This window comes from Amphritea atlantica (assembly GCF_024347255.1).
Taxonomy (GTDB): domain Bacteria; phylum Pseudomonadota; class Gammaproteobacteria; order Pseudomonadales; family Balneatricaceae; genus Amphritea; species Amphritea atlantica.
Genome location: NZ_AP025284.1, coordinates 4654480 through 4675889 on the forward strand (window position 1 = coordinate 4654480; position 21410 = coordinate 4675889).

The window sequence follows — 21410 nt, forward strand, 5'->3', positions numbered from 1 at the left end:
CCCTCCTAGCGTTCCGTTAACTGAATTCTGGCGTTATACCAGTTCATAAAGTATGAGGTCAGCAGACTGAGAGTCAGATAGACCGCCATGGTCATCGCAATCACTTCGATCGCCTGTCCCGTCTGGTTGAGCGTAGTACCGGCAAACACGTTAACCAGATCGGGGTAGCCGATGGCGGTCGCCAGTGAGGAGTTTTTGGTCAGGTTCAGATACTGACTGGTCAGCGGAGGGATCACCACCCGCATCGCCTGAGGAATCACGATCAGCCGTAACGTCTTGGCTTTTGACATCCCCAGCGCGGTGGCCGCTTCCGTCTGTCCGTGAGACACCGCCAGGATACCGGCGCGCACGGTTTCTGCGATAAACGATGCGGTATAGATACTCAGGGCCAGCCACAGCGCCATCAGCTCGGGGATCACGGTGATACCGCCCTTGAAGTTAAAGCCTTTCAGTTCGGGATGGTCCAGTCCCAGTGGCATACCACTGAAGAGGAACAGCAGCAGCGGTACACCGACAATCAGACCGATACCGGTGAGGAAGACCGGAAACTGCTGGCCGGTCAGTTCCTGACGCTTGCGGGCCCAGCGGGCAATCAACCAACTGGCGATGATCGCGCCAAAGAAGCCGAGAATCACCAGCCCAAAGCCATCTTCAGGCACGGGAGCCGGCACAATTAACCCCCGGTTATTGAGAAAAGAGCCGAAAAATTCGAGACTCTGCCGCGGCGTTGGCAGGGTGCGCAGCACCGCGTAATACCAGAAAAAGATCTGCAGCAGCAGTGGGATGTTGCGGAATATTTCGATATACAGCGCAGAAAATTTAGCGATCAGCCAGTTATCCGATAAGCGCGCCACCCCCAGAATAAAGCCCAGGATAGTCGCCGCAATAATCCCCAATACGGCGATCAGAATGGTATTTAACAGCCCCACAACAAAGGTCATACCATAACTGGATGCTTCGCTGTAATCGATCAGGCTCATGGCGATACCAAAGCCCGCTTCGTGGGTCAGAAAATCAAAGCCGGTGGTCATACCCCGTTGTTCAAGGTTGGTCAGGGTATTTTGAATGATGGTGTAAAAGACGAAGCCCAGTGCCGTCAGTAGCAGCACCTGAAACAGTAACGACCGCTTTTTCGGGTCATTCCAGAATTTTGGCTGACTCACCGGTGGTGCCTTTTGTGGATCAGGGCCACCGTCAGGCTTGTGACCTGATTTCGAAATGTCTGAGGACATTGTTAACTCCAGAAGTCAGTACACAGATAATTCTGCCCAAACACCAGGCCAGGGCAGAAATAAAAACGGCCAGCCTGACGGCCAGCCGTTGATCAACAACTTAACGCATAGGCGGAGCGTACTGCAGACCGCCCTGGTTCCACAGCGCGTTCAGGCCGCGGTCCAGTCCCAGTGGCGAGTCTTTACCCACGTTACGCTCATAGGCTTCACCGTAGTTACCCACCTGCTTAACGATCTGGTATGCCCAGTCATCTGACAGATCCAGGCCTTTGCCTTTAGGTCCGTCCAGACCCAGCAGACGCTTAACGTTAGGATCGGTGCTTTCCGCCTTCATCTTATCGACGTTAGCCGATGTCAGCCCCAGTTCCTCGGCGTTGAGCATCGCATTGAAAGACCATTTGACGATATTAAACCAGGTGTCATCACCCTGACGTACAACAGGCCCCAGTGGCTCTTTAGAGATAACCTCGGGCAGTGCACCGACCGCTGATGGGTCCTGCATCCGGGTGCGCAGGCCGGCAGCCTGGGACAGGTCGGTGGTAAATGAGTCACAACGGCCGGTATCAAATGCCTGCGCCGCCTGATCATTGGTGTCGAATACAACCGGCGTATAGGTAATGCCGTGAGTACGGAAGTAATCGGCCATATTCAGCTCAGTGGTGGTACCGGACTGGACACAGACGGTCGCGCCATCCAGGTCCTTAACACTTTTCAGGCCCAGCTCTTTCTTCACCAGAAAGCCCTGTCCATCGTAGTAGTTAACACCGGCAAAGTTGATACCCAGCTGAGTATCGCGGGTCTGTGTCCAGGTGGTCACACGGGACAGCATATCAATCTCGCCGGACACCAGCGCAGTAAAACGCTCTTTAGCATTCAGTGGAATATACTTAACTTTAGTTGCATCACCCAGCACGGCGGCGGCCACCGCCCGGCATACGTCAACGTCCAGACCTTTCCAGTTACCTTTATCATCAGGCACCGAGAAGCCAGGGACACCACTCGTTACACCACACTGAAGTGCGCCACGTTCCTTCACAGTTTCCAAAGTACCAGCCATTGCTGTACCTGTCATTGCAACCATCAGGACGGCAGCAGATATCAGGGTTTTCTTCATTGGATGCTTCCTCTTTGTAACGAATTAATGAATAACAAAAGCGGGCTATGTTCAGCAGCACAGCTACAGCACTATGCTAAGCAAAGAGCGTTCCACTTCTTTATTCTTTTAATCCATATAGTTAACTTTCAGTCTATTAGTGTAGCAACTGTTTTCCGACTGTACAGAAAGCAGCTAATTAACTAACTATTTTCATGCAGCTTTTAAATAATGTTGTAATAAATTTACAATTAAACTGTCAAAAACAGTCAAAAAAACTGACATTTTCGATCACGAAAAAATAGGTACGCACCAAAAAAAACCACCCGGATGGGTGGTTTTTAAAGTACGGCTTATATTCAGTGCGTTATTCAGATGGGTTAATATCCAGTAACTCAACCTCAAACACCAGCGTCTCATTGGGTCCGATCGCGTCACCCATGCCACCGGGGCCGTATGCCAGATCAGCCGGAAGTACAAGGCGAGCTTTCCCCCCCACTTTCATCAGCTGAAGCCCTTCGGTCCAGCCCGGAATCACACCATTCAGAGGGAAAGAAACCGGTTCACCACGACTATAGGAACTATCAAAGTCGGTACCGCTGATCAGCGAACCACGATAATGTACTTTCACAGTATCTTCAGGCTTAGGGCTGGCTCCCTCACCGGCGGTCAGCTCTTCATACTGCAGCCCGGATTCGGTTGTGATAACACCCTCTTTTTTGCCATTCTCAGCCAGGAACGCTTCACCTTTCTTCAGGTTTTCATCTGCCAGCTTATTAAACTCGGCCTGCTTCTCTTCCATTTTTTTCTTCTGGAAGGCCATCATTGTGGCTTCAACCTCATCCGGTTTCAGCAGCGGCTCCTCACCAGAGTACACCGTTTCTACTGCGCGTCGCAGCGCATCAACATCAAGCTCAGCAACATCGGCTTTCAGCCGTTCGCCCAACATCAGACCCAGGCTGTATCCCAGTTTCTGCTGATCAGTCTCCAGAGAGTATGGTTTTTCAACCTTTGCGACGGCTTTATCATCTTTGTCGGGGCCACATCCCACCAACACAATACTTGCTACGGCCACGGCCACCAGCGTTTTCTTCATTGTCATTCCTTAATCCCTAGGGGTCAGTTATCTGCTGTTAGTAAACCATTAAACTGAAAAGTTCAGTTAATTACCACCGCACCCGATTGCTTTCTCAACTAATTGTTGAAAATGAGCCTGCAGATCTCCTGTCATAACAGGGTCGGTACCCGCCGCAGTACACAGATTAACATAGCCCAGTTGATTCATATCACCTGCTGTACCAGAGACATCAGGACAGCGATCTCTCAGATCATAGAGCAAACCTGATTCCACTCTTTCTGCGGCCAGTTCTGCTTTTTTCAACCGCTGATAACATTCCTCTTCTGCGCTTGAACGCTTTGACTGACGCAGCTGATAGCGCAGCAGACGCAGGGGTTCAAGCATATTGATACGCCACTCCCGGACACCCGCATAATCCAGAGTCTCAGGCAGTTGCCGCCCCAGATGCGCCAGCCATAAGGCAAACAACAGATCGTTTACGCTCAATTGATAACGGTTTTGCAACCGCAGACACAGCTGTTCGATAGCCGGGTCAGAATAGATCGCTACGGCATAGTTCCAAAAGGCATTATTTTCTGACATCTGTGATAAAATCCGCCGCCATGATTCAGTTAAACCAGCTTAGCTTACAACGAGGACCCCTGCGCCTGCTAGACAGAGCGCAGCTGACGATTCACGCCAATCAGAAAGTCGGTATTGTGGGTGCCAACGGCGTTGGTAAGTCCTCACTCTTTAAATTAATTCTCGGTCAGCTGCAGCCCGATGAAGGCGACCTGCAGCTGCCAGGCAATCTGACCATCGCCCATATGGCTCAGGAGGTCGCCGACAGTGACCAGCGCGCCATCGATTATGTCCTCGATGGCGACCAGCGACTACGTGCCATTCAACAGGCACTGACTGAGGCAGAGCAGAGCGACAATCATCACCGCATCGGCGAGTTACATGCTCAACTCGATGCCATTAATGGCTACAGTGCCGAAGCCCGCGGGCATCAGTTATTAAGTGGTCTGAGTTTTGCCCCTCGTGATGCCGAACGACCCGTCAACACGTTTTCCGGAGGCTGGCGTATCCGCCTCAACCTGGCACAGGCTCTGATGAGTCATTCCGATATCCTGCTGCTGGATGAGCCCACCAACCACCTGGACCTGGATGCCACGATCTGGCTGGAGCAGTGGCTGCGAAACTATCAGGGTACTCTGCTGCTGATCTCCCACGACCGCGACTTTCTCGATGCGGTCAGCACCCATATTGTGCATATGCATCAGCAGAAAACCGAACTGTATAAAGGCGGCTATAGCGACTTTGAAAAGCGCCGGGCGGAACGGCTGGCACAGCAGCAATCGCAGTTTGAGAAGCAGCAGGTCAGAATCGCCGAGATTGAAAGCTTTGTACGCCGTTTTAAAGCCAAGGCGACCAAAGCGAAGCAGGCGCAAAGCCGGGTTAAAGAGCTGGAACGGATGGAGCTGATCGCTCCCGCCCATGTGGACAGCCCGTTCAGCTTCTCCTTTCAGTCATCGGATAAGATCTCCTTTCCCCTGATGAGTCTGGATAACTGCCAGCTCGGTTACAGCCAGCCGATTCTTAACGACGTAAAGCTGACACTCTCTCCGGGAGACCGGATCGGTCTGCTGGGGCCGAATGGCGCGGGTAAATCCACCCTGATTAAAACCCTTACCCGGGACCTGCCGCTGATTGATGGTCTGTATCAGGCTGGCGAACATCTGAAGATTGGCTATTTTGCCCAGCATCAGCTCGAAGCCCTGGATCTGGAAGCCTCACCCGCCCTGCATATCCAGCGAATATCACCAAAAGCCAGTGATCAGGAGATTCGTAACTACCTGGGCAGCTTTGACTTTAATGGCGACCGGGCACTGGAACCGGTGAAACGTTTTTCCGGCGGTGAAAAAGCCCGGGTAGCATTGGCACTGATCGCCTGGCAACGGCCCAACCTGCTGTTACTGGATGAACCGACCAACCATCTGGACCTGGAGGTTCGCCATGCGCTGACGCTGGCGCTGCAAAATTTTGATGGCGCACTGATTCTGGTATCCCATGACCGCCACCTGCTGCGCAATACCGTTGATCAGTTCCTGCTGGTCGCCAACGGTCAGGTATCCCCCTTTGACGGTGATATGGACGACTACCAGCAGTGGCTCACAGCCCAGCGCCGGACTCAGAATCAGGTCATTGAGGAGCCGAAGGAAAACCGTTCCCTCAGTGCTGCAGAAAAGAAAGAGCAGAAACGACTCGACGCTGAACGGCGTAACGCCCTGCGCCCGCTGCGAAAAGCGATTGAAAAGCTGGAGGCGGATTTAGACAACGTCACTCAAGCGCTACAGCAGATTGAAACCACCCTGGCTGATGTTTCGCTGTATGAAGAGAGCAATAAAGAGCAGCTGAAACAGCAGTTGCAGCGCCAGGGCGAACTGCAGCAGAAGGCGGATGCAATTGAATCCGAATGGATGGAAAAGGTCGAACAACTGGAACAACTGGAGAGCGAGACCGCGATCTGAAACGCAATGATTAGCGGATCAATATCGTAGTCTCTCCCCTCTTAGCCTGGCTTAATGGGCGTGCATAATGGTATGCACCAGGGCATCCAGTTCACCACGACTCGCCACAATGTGGTCGAGTACCTCATCCACATCGGCCTGCGTTATGCGTAACTCACTGAGCACCGAATCAGGAATCGCCTCAACCGGACCATCCGCCAGTTCCTTGCTGCGCAGCGCCCGGCTAACCACATAGATCAGCTTCGCTTCATGGCTCGCCAGCCCGTCATAATTCAGATCATTATGGTAGCGTACCGCCTCAACCACCACCTCGGGCAATCCCCAGTTATCCAATAGCCAGCCACCAATCTGCTCGCGGGTGACATTCATCACCTGCTTCTCAATAAACTCCAGCGCCATATGAGGGTTCGCTTCAATATAGCGGGACAACAAAGAGAAATGAGGCGGAAACAGGTGCGCCAATATCAGGTAGCCAAAGTTTTGTAACAACCCGGCCAGATACACCAGCCCCGGTTTTGGCCTGATCTCGGCAGGCATCTTTTTACACACCAGCTCAGTCGCGGCAGCAAGGTAAACAGACTGTTTCCAGTAGGGAATGCCATCACGCGGCGTATCATCAGGCACCTTGAGGGTTTTACCCATCGCGACCCCCAGCGCCAGATTCACCACCAGATCAAACCCCAGCACCCGGATGACAGCATCTTCAACCGAATGCACCTCGCCCGGAGCGGCATAATAGGGTGACGCTGCCCAGCTCATGACCTGGGCCGCCAGACTGGCATCCCCCCGTACCAAAGGCACCAGATCATCAATTCCTGCAGTGGGATCAGAACGCAGTTCTACCAGGCGTTTCATGGACGGCGGTAACGGCGGTAGTCCAAGAGTATCCTCCAGACGCTGCTGAATCCGCAGCGTGGTAAAGCGCTCAACAGCCCGGGTAATCACCTGTTCATCACTGCCGTCCTGCTGATGCTGGTCAATCGACTGGGAGGTCAGCCCCAACGAGCAGAGGGACATGTGATCCCCAAACCACTCACTCTGGGCCTCAAAAGCCAGCCCGGTATAAGACTCCACCACATCAAACCGCTCATAATCCGCCAGCGACTGATCGATAAATACCGGCAGTTGGAACAGTTTTTCCTGACCGGCCTGTGACTTCAGGGCGGCCTGATTGAAAAATTTTGAAGCGTCTTTACATCTGACAGGTTGCAGATGTCGGCCAGAATGTTTCCAGATACTCACCAGATTTAACAGCATATTCGCCGGTAACAGCACCAGAGCCTTGCCTTCATGATCATTCAATAACACCATGCGGATTACTCTGGAATCTTTATCCGAGCTGAAGATAGATTTAACTGCTATAGACAAAGGGCATTCTCCAATTCACAGGCCATCGAAGAGCTATCGGCCTGAAAAGTACGATCTTTAATTGGTTCCAGTATAGTTAGCGCCCAGCCAGCCAGCAGCAATAAGCTCACCATTTCGGGTTACTCTGTGCAGAGAAATCGCTGTTGTCTGTTCACCGACAGGTCAACTACTTGAGTTATATGATATTTTTTGCAAAGCGAGCCCCTTTTATTGAATATCTGCTTTAATTACAGCTCAGCCCCCCTTTCTGACGGATAAACCAGAATCAGGAACTCAGTTATGCGCAACGTGCTTCTCAGTGTCATTTTGACGACTACCGCCCTGTTCCCATCGTTTCTTTATGCGGTTAATGAAGATCTGGCCCCGGAGTCAGCAACAGGGGTTCAGACGCAGGCAACGGTCAGAGCCCGCCAGCAGTTGGTTGTCTCCGCCCACCCTCTCGCAACGCAGGCGGGATACAACATACTGCAACAGGGTGGCAGTGCCGCGGATGCCGCCGTTGCGGTCCAGGCGATGCTAACGATGGTTGAGCCTCAGTCATCTGGTATCGGCGGCGGTGCGTTTATGCTCTACTGGGATAACAGTGCGCAAAAAATCACCGCATTTGATGGCCGGGAGACAGCCCCTGCTGCTGCCACTGAAGATCTGTTTCTCACAACCAGTGGCACGCCCATGAATTGGTGGGATGCCATGGTGGGAGGACGCTCAGTCGGTACGCCCGGGGTTCTGGCGATGCTGGAGCTGAGCCAGAAAAAGTATGGCAAGCTGCCCTGGGGAAAACTGTTTGATGACGCAATTTCGACCTCAGAAGCCGGTTTTAACGTAACCCCACGGTTACACCAGCTGTTAGCATCGAAGATCAATCCAGGGCTTGGACGCTATCCGCAAGCCCTGCAATATTTCTTTACCGCAGACGGGGAACCTCTGCCCGAAGGATATCTGTTAACTAATCCGGCACTGGCAGACTCTCTGCGGCAGATTGCACAGCAGGGTGCTAAAACACTCTATCAGGGGCCTTTGGCAGGTAAAATCATCACGGCGATAAAACAGGCAAAGGATAACCCGGGCAAACTTACCCTGAGCGATCTGCAAAACTATCGGGCGGTTGAACGCCAGGCAATCTGCCGGCCGTTCAGACAGTATCGGGTCTGCGGTTTTCCGCCACCGACTTCAGGCGGAGTTACCACCCTGCAGATCCTTACACTGATGGCGTTAGCTGAACCGCAAGCGTTGCCACCGGATAGCCTCGAGTTCTATCACCTGTTTACCCAGGCAAGCCGTCTGGCCTATGCCGACCGGGCCCGTTATCTGGCGGACAGCGATTTCATCCCTGTGCCGGTGAATGAGCTGCTGGATGACGAATACCTCCGCCAGCGCAGCCAGCTCATCAGCCCTCTCCGCGATATGGGGAAAGCGGCTCCCGGTGAGTTACCCAACAAGATCAGTCGTGCCGATGATCGCTCTCCTGAGCTGCCCTGTACCAGCCACTTTGTGATCGTTGATCGCTGGGGCAATGCGGTTTCGATGACTACCAGTATTGAGATGGCCTTTGGCTCCACCCTGATGGCAGGCGGCTTTCTGCTGAACAATCAGTTAACTGACTTCTCATTTGTTGCCGAGGTTGACGGGAAACCGGTGGCAAACCGGGTTCAACCCGGCAAGCGCCCCCGCAGTTCGATGTCGCCGATGATGGTATTTGATGAAAATAATCAGTTAATCGCTGCACTGGGCTCCCCCGGTGGCAGCCGGATCATCAGCTATGTCGCTGAAAACCTCTATCGTAAACTCAGCTCTGATATTTCGCTGCAACAGGCGTTTAACAGTCCCCATGTGGTTAATCGCAATGGTGTTACAGAACTGGAAGCAGGCACTACTGCAGAACGGTTTGCCGAACCACTCAAAGCGCTGGGTCATGAGATTAAGATCCGGGATCAGAACAGCGGATTACATGGATTTTTCCGCCAGAGTGATGGCTCATGGGGCAGCGCGGCAGACCCCCGTAGAGAGGGCACCGCACTGGGCAACTAACCCCCTCTCAACCGATCTGGCCTGAGCGGTCGGCCAGATCGAGCCCCCCATAAACTGTCAAAGCGTTTACGGCGCAGGCAGATACTCATTTTAAGGGGAATTCCCCTCTACATATTTAGACTTTAGTCGTTATAATAACCCTAGCAATTGTGCATAGCACAAATTCTCGAAGCGACACAGATTCAACTAATAAAAATAGCCTTTCATAATTCTGAAATCAGCCTCGTATAACCTAACTAATTGATTTTTTAAAAGGGTGAGCCAAGATGTCTAACTTATTGATGGCTGGGAAAAAAGTACTAATTGTCGGAATCGCCAACGACAAAAGCATCGCTTACGGCGTTGCAAAAAAATTGCATGAACAGGGTGCTGAACTCGCTATAACCTACCTGAATGACAAAGCAGAGCGTTTTGTCCGTCCGCTGGCTGAAGAGTTGCAAGCGTCGATTATCATGCCTCTGGATGTGACTCAGGAACAACAGATGGCTGACCTGTTTAAAGCGATCGAAGAAGCCTGGGGTTCTCTCGACGGCCTGGTTCACTCGCTGGCATTTTGCCCGCTGGAAGACCTGCATGCGCCCATATCTGAGTGTTCCCGCGAAGGTTTTGCCCAGGCAATGGATGTCTCCTGCTACTCCTTTATCCATATGGCTTCGTTTGCCAAAGAGCTGATGAAAGATGGCGGTTCGATGATCAACTTCTCCTATCTGGGCAGTGCGCTGACCACCGGGGATTACAACATTATGGGCTGCGCCAAAGCCGCACTGGAAGCAGCTACCCGCTATCTGGCACGGGATCTGGGGCCACAACATATCCGCGTCAACTGCATCTCTCCCGGCACCATTGCAACCCGCGCAGCAGGCGGTATTAAAGATTTCGCCACCATGCTTGAATACAACCAGCATAAAGCCGTAGACCATCAGCTACCCACTATTGAAGAGGTTGGCGATGCGGCAATGTTCTTCCTCAGCGACCTGTCAAAAGGCACTTCCGGCAGCATCCACTATGTCGACCACGGTGTAGGCATTGTCGGCTAAGCTAAATACTGACGCTAAAAAAAAACACCGCACTGCGGTGTTTTTTATATCCAGCGCGTCACTGTCAGTATGTTTTATAGGGTAAAAACTTACCCGAGAAAACGACATTCACCCGGTCACCGTTGGGGTTGGGTTCCCGCTGAATGTCCATTGAGAAGTCGATTGCACTCATAATGCCATCGCCAAACTCTTCATGAATTAACTCTTTGATTGTGCTGCCATAAACATTAACCAGCTCATACCAGCGATAGATCAGAGGGTCGGTTGGCACCGCTGTCGGCAGTGAACCTTTATATGGCGCTATCTGCAGCCAGGCGACCGCTTCGTCAGTTAACTCAAAGATCTCACCTATTTTGGAGGCCTGCTCTTTATCAAGGGCCATCTGCCCGAGGCACGCGGCAGTTGTCCACTCTTTTGATAAACCGACGGCTTCAGCGACAGTGCTCCACTTGATCCCCTTGACGACTTTCTGTGCGAGGATCTGCGCAGTTACTTCTTCACGGCTACTTATCATAATAATGACTCCTTATATGATCGTTTTATTGAGTAAGATTATGGATTTGCCCCAGAAGCACGACGACCGTCACCGCGAGCATCAGAGAGATACTTTTCCAGAACAGTAACGGGTTACGATCCAGCAGTGGTGGACGGGTTTCGCTAAGAAACTTCTGGTTTGGATACCTGAGGTCATAAAGAAACTCCGAGAGTTCTTCATAACGTTTATACGGGTTGGGATTGAGCGCTTTGCGCAAGGTATAGTCGATCCACCTGGGGATCTCACGCTCATCATCAAGCACACTGTGGTACTTCAGTCGTTTCTGTGCAGAAACTGTGCGCGACTTCGCCACCTGAGTATCGTAGGGGAAGCGCCCTGACAGCATATGGTAAGTCAGTACAGCCAGTGAAAACTGATCCGAGCGTCGGGAAACGATCTCTCCAACAAAATATTCGGGCGCCATATACAACGCGGTACCCTGCATCTCATCCTGTTCCAGTGTGTTCTCTGCTTCGACAATACCGGCGATTCTGACACCTCCAAAGTCGATGATCTTCACCGTACCGCTGCTGTCGATCATGACGTTATCAGGCTTAAGATCCTGATGCAGAATCTCCATGCGATGCATCGCCTGTAAGCCTTTCGCCACCTGCTCGATGATACCCCGCACGGTTTCCATATCCGGGTTCGGGTTATCTATCAGCCACTGTTTAAGGGTAATACCCTCGATATATTCCGTAACACTGTAGAGATAATTCCGCTGGCGGTTCTGTAAACCCGCTTTCATCACATGCGCGTTATTGATCCGCCGCGCAACCCACTCTTCCATCAGAAACCGTTCCAGATACGCGGGATTGTTGCGTAGTTCAACAGAGGGGATTTTGATGACAACACGTGAGCCATCCTCAAGATCCTCAGCCAGATAAACATGGCTGCGACTGTTGGCATGCATCTCTCGCAGGATCAGATAACCATCAAACGTCTGGCGGGCATGCAAAACCGGTGGCAGCTCCAACTCTTCGACCTGCTGCTGCAGCGTACTTGCCTCCATAGAAGGCAACCGATCGACCCTGGCAATCTGCAACGTCAGGTTATCATCACTCCCCTGTGCCAGGGCTCGCTGAACCAGTGTTTCTGCAGCCAGGTTCAGATCATCTGCATGTTCACTGAGGACTTCCAGAACATCCTCAGTGTCAATAAATTCATAAACTCCGTCCGTACAAAGCAGGTAATAATCACCCGGTTTTAGTGCAACCGTCTGGTAATCAAACTCAACATCCAGATCAACACCCATTGCCCGGCTGAGATAACTTTTCTCTTTCGAAATCCAGCTGCGGTGATCTTTGGTTAACTGCTCCAGACCCTGGCCACGCAACCGATAAATCCGGCTATCACCGGCATGAAACAGATGCACCGTCGATGCCTTAAAAACGGCCGCACTCAGTGTGCAGACATAACCCTTATCTTTGTTATAACGAAACTCACTACGTTGCGTCTGGGAGCATAGCCAACCATTGACCGATTCAAGTACTCTCAGGCCAGACGTGTAAACGGTCCAGGTATCTGAAGTACAGAAATAGTCATTCAGAAAGCTTTTTACCGCTGTTTCACTGGCAATCTGGCTGACACGACTGGTACTGATACCATCTGCCAGAACCAATGCGGCACCTTTGAGACTGAGCTGCGGTTCGCGTGGAATAACGGCGCCATGAAAATCCTGATTGATCTCTTTGACGCCTTTATCACTGAACTGCCCCAGGCTGAGCTTAAGTTGGCTATTCATACAACCTACGATTCTTCCAGAAATCAGGGGTTAACTTAGAAGGTAACGACATAGTTGTCTGCCCTGAACAAAAAATCCCGGTGATTGTTTCGATCACCGGGATTTCTACTGGTCATTCCACTTTTAAATACCCAGATTACAGAGCAGCTACGGTATGAGCAGATGCTTTACTGCTTTTGCTCTCTTTAACATGAGTCAGGTAAAGAGGCAGACCCACCAGCAGGAATCCACCGAACAGATTACCCAGAGCCGTTGGCAGCTCGTTCCAGATGATGTAATCCATAAGAGTGAAGTCACCACCCATGATCATAGAGAACGGGAACAGGAACATGTTAACAATTGAGTGCTCAAAGCCCATGAAGAAGAACAGCATGATCGGCATCCACATCGCAGCCATTTTAGCGCCCGCAGAAGTAGAGATCATCGCACCAACAACGCCCATGGACACCATCCAGTTACACAGCATGCCGCGAATGAAGATAGTAAACCAGCCACCAACACCCTGAGCCTGATAGCCCAGTGTACGGGCTTCACCGATCTTGCTTACTTTTTCAGCAATCACACCACCATCGGTCTGGTAGCCATAAGTCAGAATAAACGAAGCAAAGAACGCAACCATCAGTGCGCCGGACAGGTTACCGAGGAATACCAGACCCCAGTTACGCATCAGACCACTCATGGTACAGCCTGGACGTTTATCAATCAGTGCCAGAGGAACCAGTGTAAAGACACCGGTAAGCAGGTCAAACTTACACAGGTAAAGCATGATAAATCCAACGGGGAAAAGCAGCGCACCTACCAATGGGATACCCGTTTTAACGGCGACCGTGATGGCAAAAAAAGCGGCCAACGCCAGAATCGCGCCCGCCATAAATGCGCGGACATAGGTATCTTTGGTGGACATGAAGATTTTCTGCTCACCTGAGTCGACCATTTTGGTCGCAAATTCACTTGGTTCTAAGTAAGCCATAGTTTTGCCTCATTTAATTAAGTAAAGTTTCTCATCTGTTTGCCGCTTTCTGCAGGGCAAAAAAAAAGCGCCCACCCCTCTATCACCTGGTAGTGATAAGGGATGGACGCCTTTGTCCGAATTTTTCTAAATTGTATGCGCCGCATATCTGCTACGACTAATTAACGTATTGCAGAATCAGTACCATAATTTCAAAAAATACATTTAATCAACAAGTTAAGAAAAGCGTATTCGAAAAGCATCGCTCCTCTTGCCATTCAATGGTGCAGGCGCACAATCGCTGTGCACTAAAAAACGGTGCAGGGCACCGATGCGGCACTAGCCTGATGAGCAACCAGCTATACTGCCTGTTTTTCCCTCCTGAAAAGTGCCTGGTTAATCTCTGAGACAGAGATTAACCAGGTGCCATCGCTTACTCATCGATCGACTCTTCAGGCAGCACCAGGCTAAGAATGATCGCCGCCAGACCACCGGTGGTAATCGGTGAGCCAAAGACGCTCTGAACCATCTTCGGCAGTTGGTCAAGCAGCCCGGGAGTCATGGTCACGCCGAGCCCCATACCGAAGGCAACCGCCATAATCAGCAGCTTTCGACGATCGAGATGTTCTGAGGCAATAATCTTAATCCCGGCAGCAGCTACGGTGCCAAACATGACCAGTGTTGCGCCACCCAGTACCGGTTTTGGAATCTGCTGCAGCACCCCACCAATCATCGGAAAAAGCCCCAGCAGAATAAGAATGCCACCAATATAGAGAGCCACATGCTTACTCGCCACACCGGTTAGCTGGATGACTCCGTTATTCTGACTGAAGGTGGTGTTGGGGAAGGTATTGAATACCGCTGCCAGAAAGGAGTTAAAACCATCGGCAAACACGCCGCCCCGAACCCGGGAAATATACTCCTCACCCGCAATCGGTTGCTTTGACACCATACAGTTCGCGGTGATATCGCCGGTCGATTCGATTGCGGTGATCATATAGATCAGTGCAATCGGCAGGAATGCACTCCAGTCAAACGAGAAACCATATTTAAAGGGTACAGGAAGACTGATCGCGGACAGGCTGCCCAGATGAGCGAAGCTGACCTTGCCCATAAACCCGGCGATGATCATACCGATCACCAGGCCGATCACAATTGATGACAGGCGGATCCAGCTGTTGCTGGAACGGTTAAGGGCAATAATGCTCACCAGCACAATGCCCCCCAGCATCAGGTTCGCCGGAGCACCAAAATCTTTCGCTTTAAAGCCGCCCGCCAGATCGGTCATACCCACCTTGATCAGGCTCGCCCCAATAATGGTAATCACGATACCAGTGACCAGAGGGGTGATCACTCGCTTCAGCTTATGAATAAACTGGCTGAGAAAGATCTCGATAAAAGCACCCAGCATACACACGCCAAAAATAAGGGAGAGAATCTCTTCCGGGCCGCCCCCCTGACCTTTGGCAATAAAACCAGCAGCCAGTACCGAGCTGAGAAACGCAAAGCTGGTGCCCTGCACGCAGATCATCCCAGCGCCCATACCCAGAGGCCGCTTAGCCTGAATAATGGTGCCAACTCCCGATACCATCAAGGCCATGCTGATCAGATAGGGGACATGTTCGCCCAATCCCAGCACCCCGCCAATAATCAGTGTTGGGGTGATAATACCAATAAAACTTGCCAGAACATGCTGTAGAGCTGCAAAGCCTGATTCTAAAACTCCGGGTTTTGAATCCAGCGAATAGATCAGGTCGTTAGAGTGCTGTGTCGACATAAGGCCTCCTTGTTTCGTGGCAGGGTAAACGACCCTGCCAGTGCACGGTCAGTTTCAGAAGTGCCATTTCAGCAGCAGAGACGCACAACGCTCATCGGTTGTACTGCCATACTTATTGTTCCAGTAGGCGTACTCGATACCCACATACAGAGGCGATTTCAGGCCCAGGTTTTTACCGGCATTCCATTTGATCTGAGGGGTAAAGTTCATCTCAGACTCATTAGTTTTACTGCTGGTACTCCAGTCGAGAAAGCCGTCGATCAGAAACTCCTGACTACCCGCTTCAATCGGGTAGGCCCAGGTCAGCGTCAGTTGCTCATCATTATCGGCAAGATCGTTATAGGCTTTGTATACACTGGCATTGAAGTAACGGAATCCCGGCACATCCAGGCTAACGCTCACCCCATAGAGATAGTTATCGAAACCATCGCCAGCTTCCCAGGTGCCGGTCAGAAACAGATCCTTAACCGGCCCAAAGGAAAGATCACTTCCGGTCACATAGCCCAGACTCAAACGCGGGGAAAACTCACCGTAATAGCTGCTTTTACCATCCTCAGGCATGGTGCGATCGATAAACAGAAAGGTATCGCCCCAGTTATGCCCGGTTGCATTTTCCAGCGTCACAACATCCATATTGCCGGTCGGTGTAAATTTATAGTCATCACCTTTCAGGTAGCTCAGACTGGTATTGGTCCAGAGCATCTCAGCGGCAGCGGGTGTAGCAACAAAAGCGCTTGTTAATAGCGTGGCCAGTGCGAGTGTTCGTTTCATAGTGGTCATCATCCCATTCCATCGTTAAAGAAATTAAAACCGTCCGACAGGACATATGAGCACTACTTCAGCAAAAACCTGGCCAACCGGTCAGAAAAAACAGAAGATGGTTAAATTACCCGTAACAAACAATGAGTTAATAAACGATTTGTAAAGATCAGCTGCGTTTACACAGTTTTTCGCAGTGCATCATCCGAAGGCAATCATGCAACCACCAGCATTAAAATGTTTACTTATGGTGCAAAGAAATAGATACAAGTTGATATTTTTTTGTATACATCTAAGCCAGATAACCCTACAAAATGCCTCTGTTATTTTCTGTGACCATCGGTCACAATATGACCCTTGGTTTTCTGGACAGATAAAGATGCACCCTAATCGGAAGATGAGAGAGTTTGAGCGCCGCGAGCGGGACATTCTCGACACTACACTGACACTATTAACCGGCGAACAATGGCAAACGATCAGCGTCGATAAAATCGCCCAATGCACCGGTATTGGCAAAGGTACCGTTTACAAACATTTTGACTGCAAAAATGATATCTATGCGCATCTGCTGCTGGATAACTACCGGCAGATGCTGACACAGCTTAAACGCTTAGCAGCGGATGACCATTTAACCGGAGTGCAACAGATACGCGGCATGCTGGTATACACGCTTGAGTATCACCGTGAAAACGTTGCTCACCAGCATATGCATCTTCATTTCAGACAAAAAGCGTTCCGCGAACAGATCAGCAGCAGCTATCTGCAACAGTTAGATGACACTGAAGAGCAGTTTATCGAAGCATTTGAACAGGCCGTTTATAAAGGGATTACCGAGGGCGATGTAAATCCGGATATCCCCCGTGAAACGATGATGGCAGGGGTAAGCGCGACATTCGAAGGCGCCATCGTGATGTTGCAGGAAGGCGGCTGTTGTAAACAGCAGATGATGCAAACAGCCGAACAAAAAGATGCCTATATTAATCACGTGGTTGACTACATGATCGCAGCGCTTATCCGTCAGCCAGCAGATAAACAGGAAAAACGATGAACAGATCCGTAATAATGGCGGTTGTGGTGGCTTTGCTAATGACAGCCTGGATGGCTTCAGGCATGCAGGACGACAAGGCTCCCGTGCAGGTATCAGAGCCGTCCTCTCAGGCTAAGCCCCTCATGAAAGTGAAAGTCATCGATTCCAGCGCCCGGAAAGTTCAGCAATTTGTGCGGGTACAGGGGCAGGTGGAAGCTAATCGCACCATCGAGCTCAGAGCTGAGATTGATGGCCGCGTCGAAGCCCTCTCCGCAGATGAAGGGCAGCGACTACAGGCTGGCGACCCGTTATTACAGATATCCGCTGACTTTCGTGCCGCCCAGCTGGCTGAAGCGCAGGCCCTGCTGAAACAGCGCAAAAGTGACCTGGCCGCCAGCATTAATCTGAAGAACAAGGGTCTGCAATCGGAAAATAAGGTATTTGCCGATCAGGCCGGAGTCGAAGCGGCACAAGCTCAACTGGCACGTATAGAGCACGAGCTGGGTGAGACTCAGGTCACCGTCCCCTTTACCGGGGTTTTGAACCGCCGCCTGGTTGAGCTGGGTGATTACCTGCAAGCCGGTGATGTCCTGGGGGAGCTGGTCGATGACGACACCGTGAAAATCACCGGCCAGGTTCCACAACACAGCGTTGGACAGCTGGAGGAGAATCAACCGGTCGATGTAGCGCTGAGCAATGGTTCGACACTGACCGGCCGCTTAAATTTTATCGCCCCCGTTGCGGACCCGGTCACCCGCAGTTACCGGGTTGAAGTACAGATACCCAACCCTCAGCACCAGCGGATTATCGGCTTGTCAGCAACATTAAAACTCCCCGCGGGAGAGCAATCCGGCCACCTGTTGCCCGGCTCGGTACTGGGGTTGAATGAAGCAGGAAACCTGCAGGTCAGGCTGGTCGATGCTCAGAACCGTGTCAGCGAGACCGTCGTCGAGATCATCCGTACCGATAGCAACGGCTTCTGGCTCAGTGGCCTCAATGACGAAGCCCGCGTGATCACCATTGGCCAGGATTTTGTTGCGGTGGGTGAAGAGGTAGAACCGGTCAGCGATACCGAACTGATGTCAAAGCAGGTCAGCAACCTGTCACTGCAGGAGAACTGATCAATGATTGCCGCTCTTGTTGCCGCAGCAATAGACCGCAGCCGCACCAGCATACTTATCTTACTGTTCTTTCTCGTAGGGGGAATGTCTGCATTTCTGAGTATTCCCAAAGAGGCGGATCCCGATGTCGCGATCCCGATCATCTATGTCTCAATCCCCTTTGAAGGGATTTCACCCGATGATGCGGTACGTCTGTTAGTGCGGCCAATGGAAAAAGAGCTGAAATCAATCGAGGGTGTCAAAGAGATGCGCTCGGTGGGCTCAGAGGGCCATGCATCGGTCACCCTCGAATTTGATGCCGGTTTCGATAGTGATACAGCGCTGCAGGATGTTCGTGAACGGGTCGATATCGCTAAAGGCAAACTGCCTGCAGATGCGGATGAACCACAGATTCACGAAGTTAACGTCGCACTGTTCCCGGTGCTGAACATCGCCATCTCTGGCCCGGTCTCAGAACGGATTAAACTGAAAGTCGCCAAAGACCTTCAGGATGAGGTCGAAGGGATCGCGGGTGTCCTGGAGGTTGATATTGGCGGCGAACGTGAAGAGCTGATGGAGATAGAGATAGAGCCTCAGTTACTGGAGAGCTATCAACTGGACTTCGAAACCGTACTCGATAGCGTCGCGCGGAATAATCAGTTGGTTGCAGCCGGAGCGGTCGATACCGGCAGTGGCCGTCAGGTATTGAAGGTACCCGGGGTGGTTTCCGAGTTGAGCGATATGCTCAATATGCCAGTCAAATCAGTTGATGGCACCGTGGTCACCGTTGGCGATATTGCCAAAATCCGCAAAACCTACAAAGACCCTGAAGGCTTCGCCCGTGTCGATGGCGGCGCTGCTATGGTATTAGAGGTGAAGAAAAAGGTTGGCGCTAATATTATCGATACCATTGAAGCGGTCCAGCGAATCGTTACCGAACGCAGTCAGCTATGGCCCCAGGGGCTGAAATACTCCTATATTCTCGATCAGTCCACCCAGATCAGAAGCATGCTCAGAGATCTGATGAATAATGTTCTCAGTGGCATCATTCTGGTTATGGTGGTGGTATTAGCGGCGATGGGCTTGCGCACCTCTTTGCTGGTTGGCCTGGCTATTCCTGGCTCTTTCCTTGCCAGTATGATGGTCCTGAAGTTAATGGGTTTCACCCTCAATATCGTCGTGCTATTCAGTCTGATTCTGGTCGTCGGAATGCTGGTCGACGGGGCTATTGTCGTTGCCGAACTGGCGGAACGACGGATGAGTCAGGGACTGAGTGGCCGGGAAGCCTTCCGTTATGCAGCGTCACGGATGGCCTGGCCGGTGATTGCCGGAACCGCCACGACCCTGGTGGTGTTCATGCCACTGATGTTCTGGCCCGGCGTGATTGGTGAGTTCATGAAATACCTGCCCGCCACCGTTGTCGTCTGCCTGACCGCATCCCTGTTTATGGCACTGATCTTCATGCCCGTACTGGGCGCCGTCAGCGCCAGAAAGCGATACGTAAAACAAAATGACAGCGATGAATATACTCTGCCAAAAACAGCCCTTAACCGTGCCTATACCCGCCTGATGGCAAAGCTGCTGCACTACCCCATCCGGGTGTTTATTGTGGTCTTAATAGCGATTGGCAGTAGTTACGGAGCCTACGCTGTTTTTGGTAAAGGGGTTGAGTTTTTCCCTGATATCGAGCCGGAAATGGTGCTGATCAATCTGCATGCCAGAGGTGATCTGTCTATTTATGAAAAAGACCGGTTACTGCGACAGGTCGAGGAACGGGTGATGGATATCCCCGGACTGAAATCAGTCTATGCCCGTAGTTTCAACCAATCCTCCAATGATGCCGCTGAAGATGTGGTCGGGGTGATACAGTTCCAGTTGGATGACTGGGATAAGCGTGACAAAGCCGCCCACATCCTGGCGCAGATGCGGCAAAAGACCGCCGACCTGCCCGGTGTCATCATAGAAACCCGCAAAGCGGAAAACGGTCCCAGTGAGGGTAAACCTATCAAACTGTTTGTCAGCGGCTACGACAGTGAGGTGATCTATCAAACAGTCGCCGATATCCGCCGGATGATGGACGATATTGGTGGTTTCTCCGGGGCGGAAGATGACCGGCCACTGCCGGGCATCGAGTGGCGCATCATCGTCAACCGGGAGGAAGCCAGCCGCTATGGCGCCAGTATTGCCCTGGTTGGCCAGGCGGTCCGATTGATTACCAACGGCATTAAAGTCACCGATTACCGCCCGGAAACCTCCGATGATGAAGTCGATATTATGATCCGTTTCCCCGAGGATAAACGAAATCTCGATCAGTTGATGCAGATGCAACTCAGCACCCGTTATGGAATGATGCCTATATCCAACTTTATCGAGCTTAAGCCCGCCCCTAAAACCGGTGTTTTGAAACGGGTCGATAGCCGCCGGGTCATTACTATTCAGGCCGACGCTGAAGAGGGGCATCTGGTGAACGACCTGGTGGTTGCTATGCAGCAGCGCTTAGCCAAGCATCAGTTTGATCCGCAGATCCGCCTGACGTTCAAAGGAGAAGATGAACAGCAGAAAGAGACCGGTGCTTTTCTGATTCAGGCCTTTGGCACAGCCCTGTTTCTGATGGCACTGATTCTGGTCACCCAGTTCAACAGTCTGTATCAGGCAGGGCTGGTGCTTTCGGCAATTGTCTTCTCCACCGCTGGCGTTCTCATTGGTTTAATGGTGGCCGGACAGCCCTTCGGCATTGTGATGGTCGGTGTCGGTATTATCGCCTTAGCCGGCATCGTCGTGAACAACAATATTGTACTGATTGATTGTTATAACGACCTGCGCAGGCAGGGGCGTTCCCCCTACGATGCGGCACTGCAAACCGGCAGCTTACGTCTGCGGCCCGTCGTACTCACCGCAGTAACCACGGTGCTCGGCCTGATGCCGATGGTACTGTCGATGAATATCGACCTGATCAACCGTGATATCAGCTTCGGAGCCCCCTCCACCCAGTGGTGGACCCAACTCGCCAGTGCTATCGCTGGAGGTCTTTCGTTTGCAACCATACTCACCCTCTTCCTGACCCCCTGCTTGCTGGTACTGGGAGAGCGCAAGTGGCTGCGGCGAAAACAGCCGCAACCTGAAGCAACCACGGAACAACCGTCGACCTGATCTGGAAACAGAAAGCCCTG

General features: G+C 51.7%; 16 protein-coding genes. 6 read left to right on the forward strand and 10 right to left on the reverse strand.

Translation table 11 applies throughout. The features are described from left to right. Positions 1–5 precede the first annotated feature (5 nt). The 4 genes from OCU43_RS21555 to OCU43_RS21570 all read right to left on the reverse strand — a co-directional run bounded on the left by OCU43_RS21555 (position 6) and on the right by OCU43_RS21570 (position 3985). Positions 6–1232 (reverse strand): amino acid ABC transporter permease, encoded by a 1227-nt coding sequence (locus OCU43_RS21555; protein ID WP_261832960.1) that lies wholly within the window; start codon positions 1230–1232, stop codon positions 6–8. Positions 1233–1332: 100 nt separating this feature from the next. Then, entirely contained in the window at positions 1333–2346 is a 1014-nt protein-coding gene (locus OCU43_RS21560; RefSeq protein WP_261832961.1) for an amino acid ABC transporter substrate-binding protein, read from the reverse strand. A 346-nt stretch (positions 2347–2692) separates the two neighbouring features. Further along, complete coding sequence (locus OCU43_RS21565) at positions 2693–3421, reverse strand: FKBP-type peptidyl-prolyl cis-trans isomerase (protein ID WP_091362149.1); 729 nt, start codon at positions 3419–3421, stop codon at positions 2693–2695. Between the two features lie 66 nt (positions 3422–3487). Then, positions 3488–3985: a TIGR02444 family protein gene (locus tag OCU43_RS21570; RefSeq protein ID WP_091362148.1), complete on the reverse strand. Its 498-nt coding sequence runs from the start codon at positions 3983–3985 to the stop codon at positions 3488–3490. A 20-nt stretch (positions 3986–4005) separates the two neighbouring features. On the opposite strand from OCU43_RS21570, the gene OCU43_RS21575 reads away from it, so the two are divergent. Further along, entirely contained in the window at positions 4006–5916 is a 1911-nt protein-coding gene (locus OCU43_RS21575) for an ATP-binding cassette domain-containing protein (RefSeq protein ID WP_091362147.1), read from the forward strand. 51 nt (positions 5917–5967) lie between these two features. Here OCU43_RS21575 and OCU43_RS21580 read toward each other — a convergent pair whose 3' ends face one another. Continuing rightward, entirely contained in the window at positions 5968–7284 is a 1317-nt protein-coding gene (locus OCU43_RS21580; protein ID WP_091362146.1) for an HDOD domain-containing protein, read from the reverse strand. Positions 7285–7563: 279 nt separating this feature from the next. On the opposite strand from OCU43_RS21580, the gene ggt reads away from it, so the two are divergent. Continuing rightward, entirely contained in the window at positions 7564–9312 is a 1749-nt protein-coding gene (gene ggt / locus OCU43_RS21585; RefSeq protein ID WP_091362145.1) for a gamma-glutamyltransferase, read from the forward strand. 266 nt (positions 9313–9578) lie between these two features. Beyond that, entirely contained in the window at positions 9579–10349 is a 771-nt protein-coding gene (gene fabI, locus OCU43_RS21590; protein ID WP_091362144.1) for an enoyl-ACP reductase FabI, read from the forward strand. A 64-nt stretch (positions 10350–10413) separates the two neighbouring features. Here fabI and cynS read toward each other — a convergent pair whose 3' ends face one another. The 5 genes from cynS to OCU43_RS21615 all read right to left on the reverse strand — a co-directional run bounded on the left by cynS (position 10414) and on the right by OCU43_RS21615 (position 16125). Next, entirely contained in the window at positions 10414–10863 is a 450-nt protein-coding gene (gene cynS / locus OCU43_RS21595) for a cyanase (protein ID WP_091362143.1), read from the reverse strand. Between the two features lie 25 nt (positions 10864–10888). Then, a complete protein-coding gene (locus OCU43_RS21600; protein WP_091362142.1) occupies positions 10889–12628 on the reverse strand; it encodes a bifunctional protein-serine/threonine kinase/phosphatase in 1740 nt (579 codons plus the stop codon). A gap of 136 nt (positions 12629–12764) precedes the next feature. Next, on the reverse strand, positions 12765–13598 hold the full coding sequence (locus tag OCU43_RS21605; RefSeq protein WP_091362141.1) for a formate/nitrite transporter family protein: 834 nt from the start codon (positions 13596–13598) through the stop codon (positions 12765–12767). Positions 13599–14010: 412 nt separating this feature from the next. Continuing rightward, positions 14011–15354: a uracil-xanthine permease family protein gene (locus tag OCU43_RS21610; RefSeq protein WP_091362140.1), complete on the reverse strand. Its 1344-nt coding sequence runs from the start codon at positions 15352–15354 to the stop codon at positions 14011–14013. A gap of 54 nt (positions 15355–15408) precedes the next feature. Further along, a complete protein-coding gene (locus tag OCU43_RS21615) occupies positions 15409–16125 on the reverse strand; it encodes an outer membrane protein OmpK (RefSeq protein ID WP_091362151.1) in 717 nt (238 codons plus the stop codon). 367 nt (positions 16126–16492) lie between these two features. Between OCU43_RS21615 and OCU43_RS21620 the strand changes: the two genes are divergently transcribed. Genes OCU43_RS21620 through OCU43_RS21630 form a run of 3 tightly spaced genes read left to right on the forward strand, consistent with a single transcriptional unit; the run spans position 16493 to position 21390 of the window. Beyond that, positions 16493–17161 carry a TetR/AcrR family transcriptional regulator gene (locus tag OCU43_RS21620; RefSeq protein ID WP_175483627.1) on the forward strand — a complete coding sequence of 223 codons (669 nt, stop codon included), beginning with the start codon at positions 16493–16495 and terminating at the stop codon, positions 17159–17161. Then, entirely contained in the window at positions 17158–18261 is a 1104-nt protein-coding gene (locus OCU43_RS21625) for an efflux RND transporter periplasmic adaptor subunit (RefSeq protein ID WP_091362138.1), read from the forward strand. The genes OCU43_RS21620 and OCU43_RS21625 overlap by 4 nt, the downstream gene beginning before the upstream one ends. Positions 18262–18264: 3 nt before the next feature. Further along, positions 18265–21390: an efflux RND transporter permease subunit gene (locus OCU43_RS21630; RefSeq protein WP_091362137.1), complete on the forward strand. Its 3126-nt coding sequence runs from the start codon at positions 18265–18267 to the stop codon at positions 21388–21390. The last annotated feature ends 20 nt before the right edge of the window (positions 21391–21410 follow it).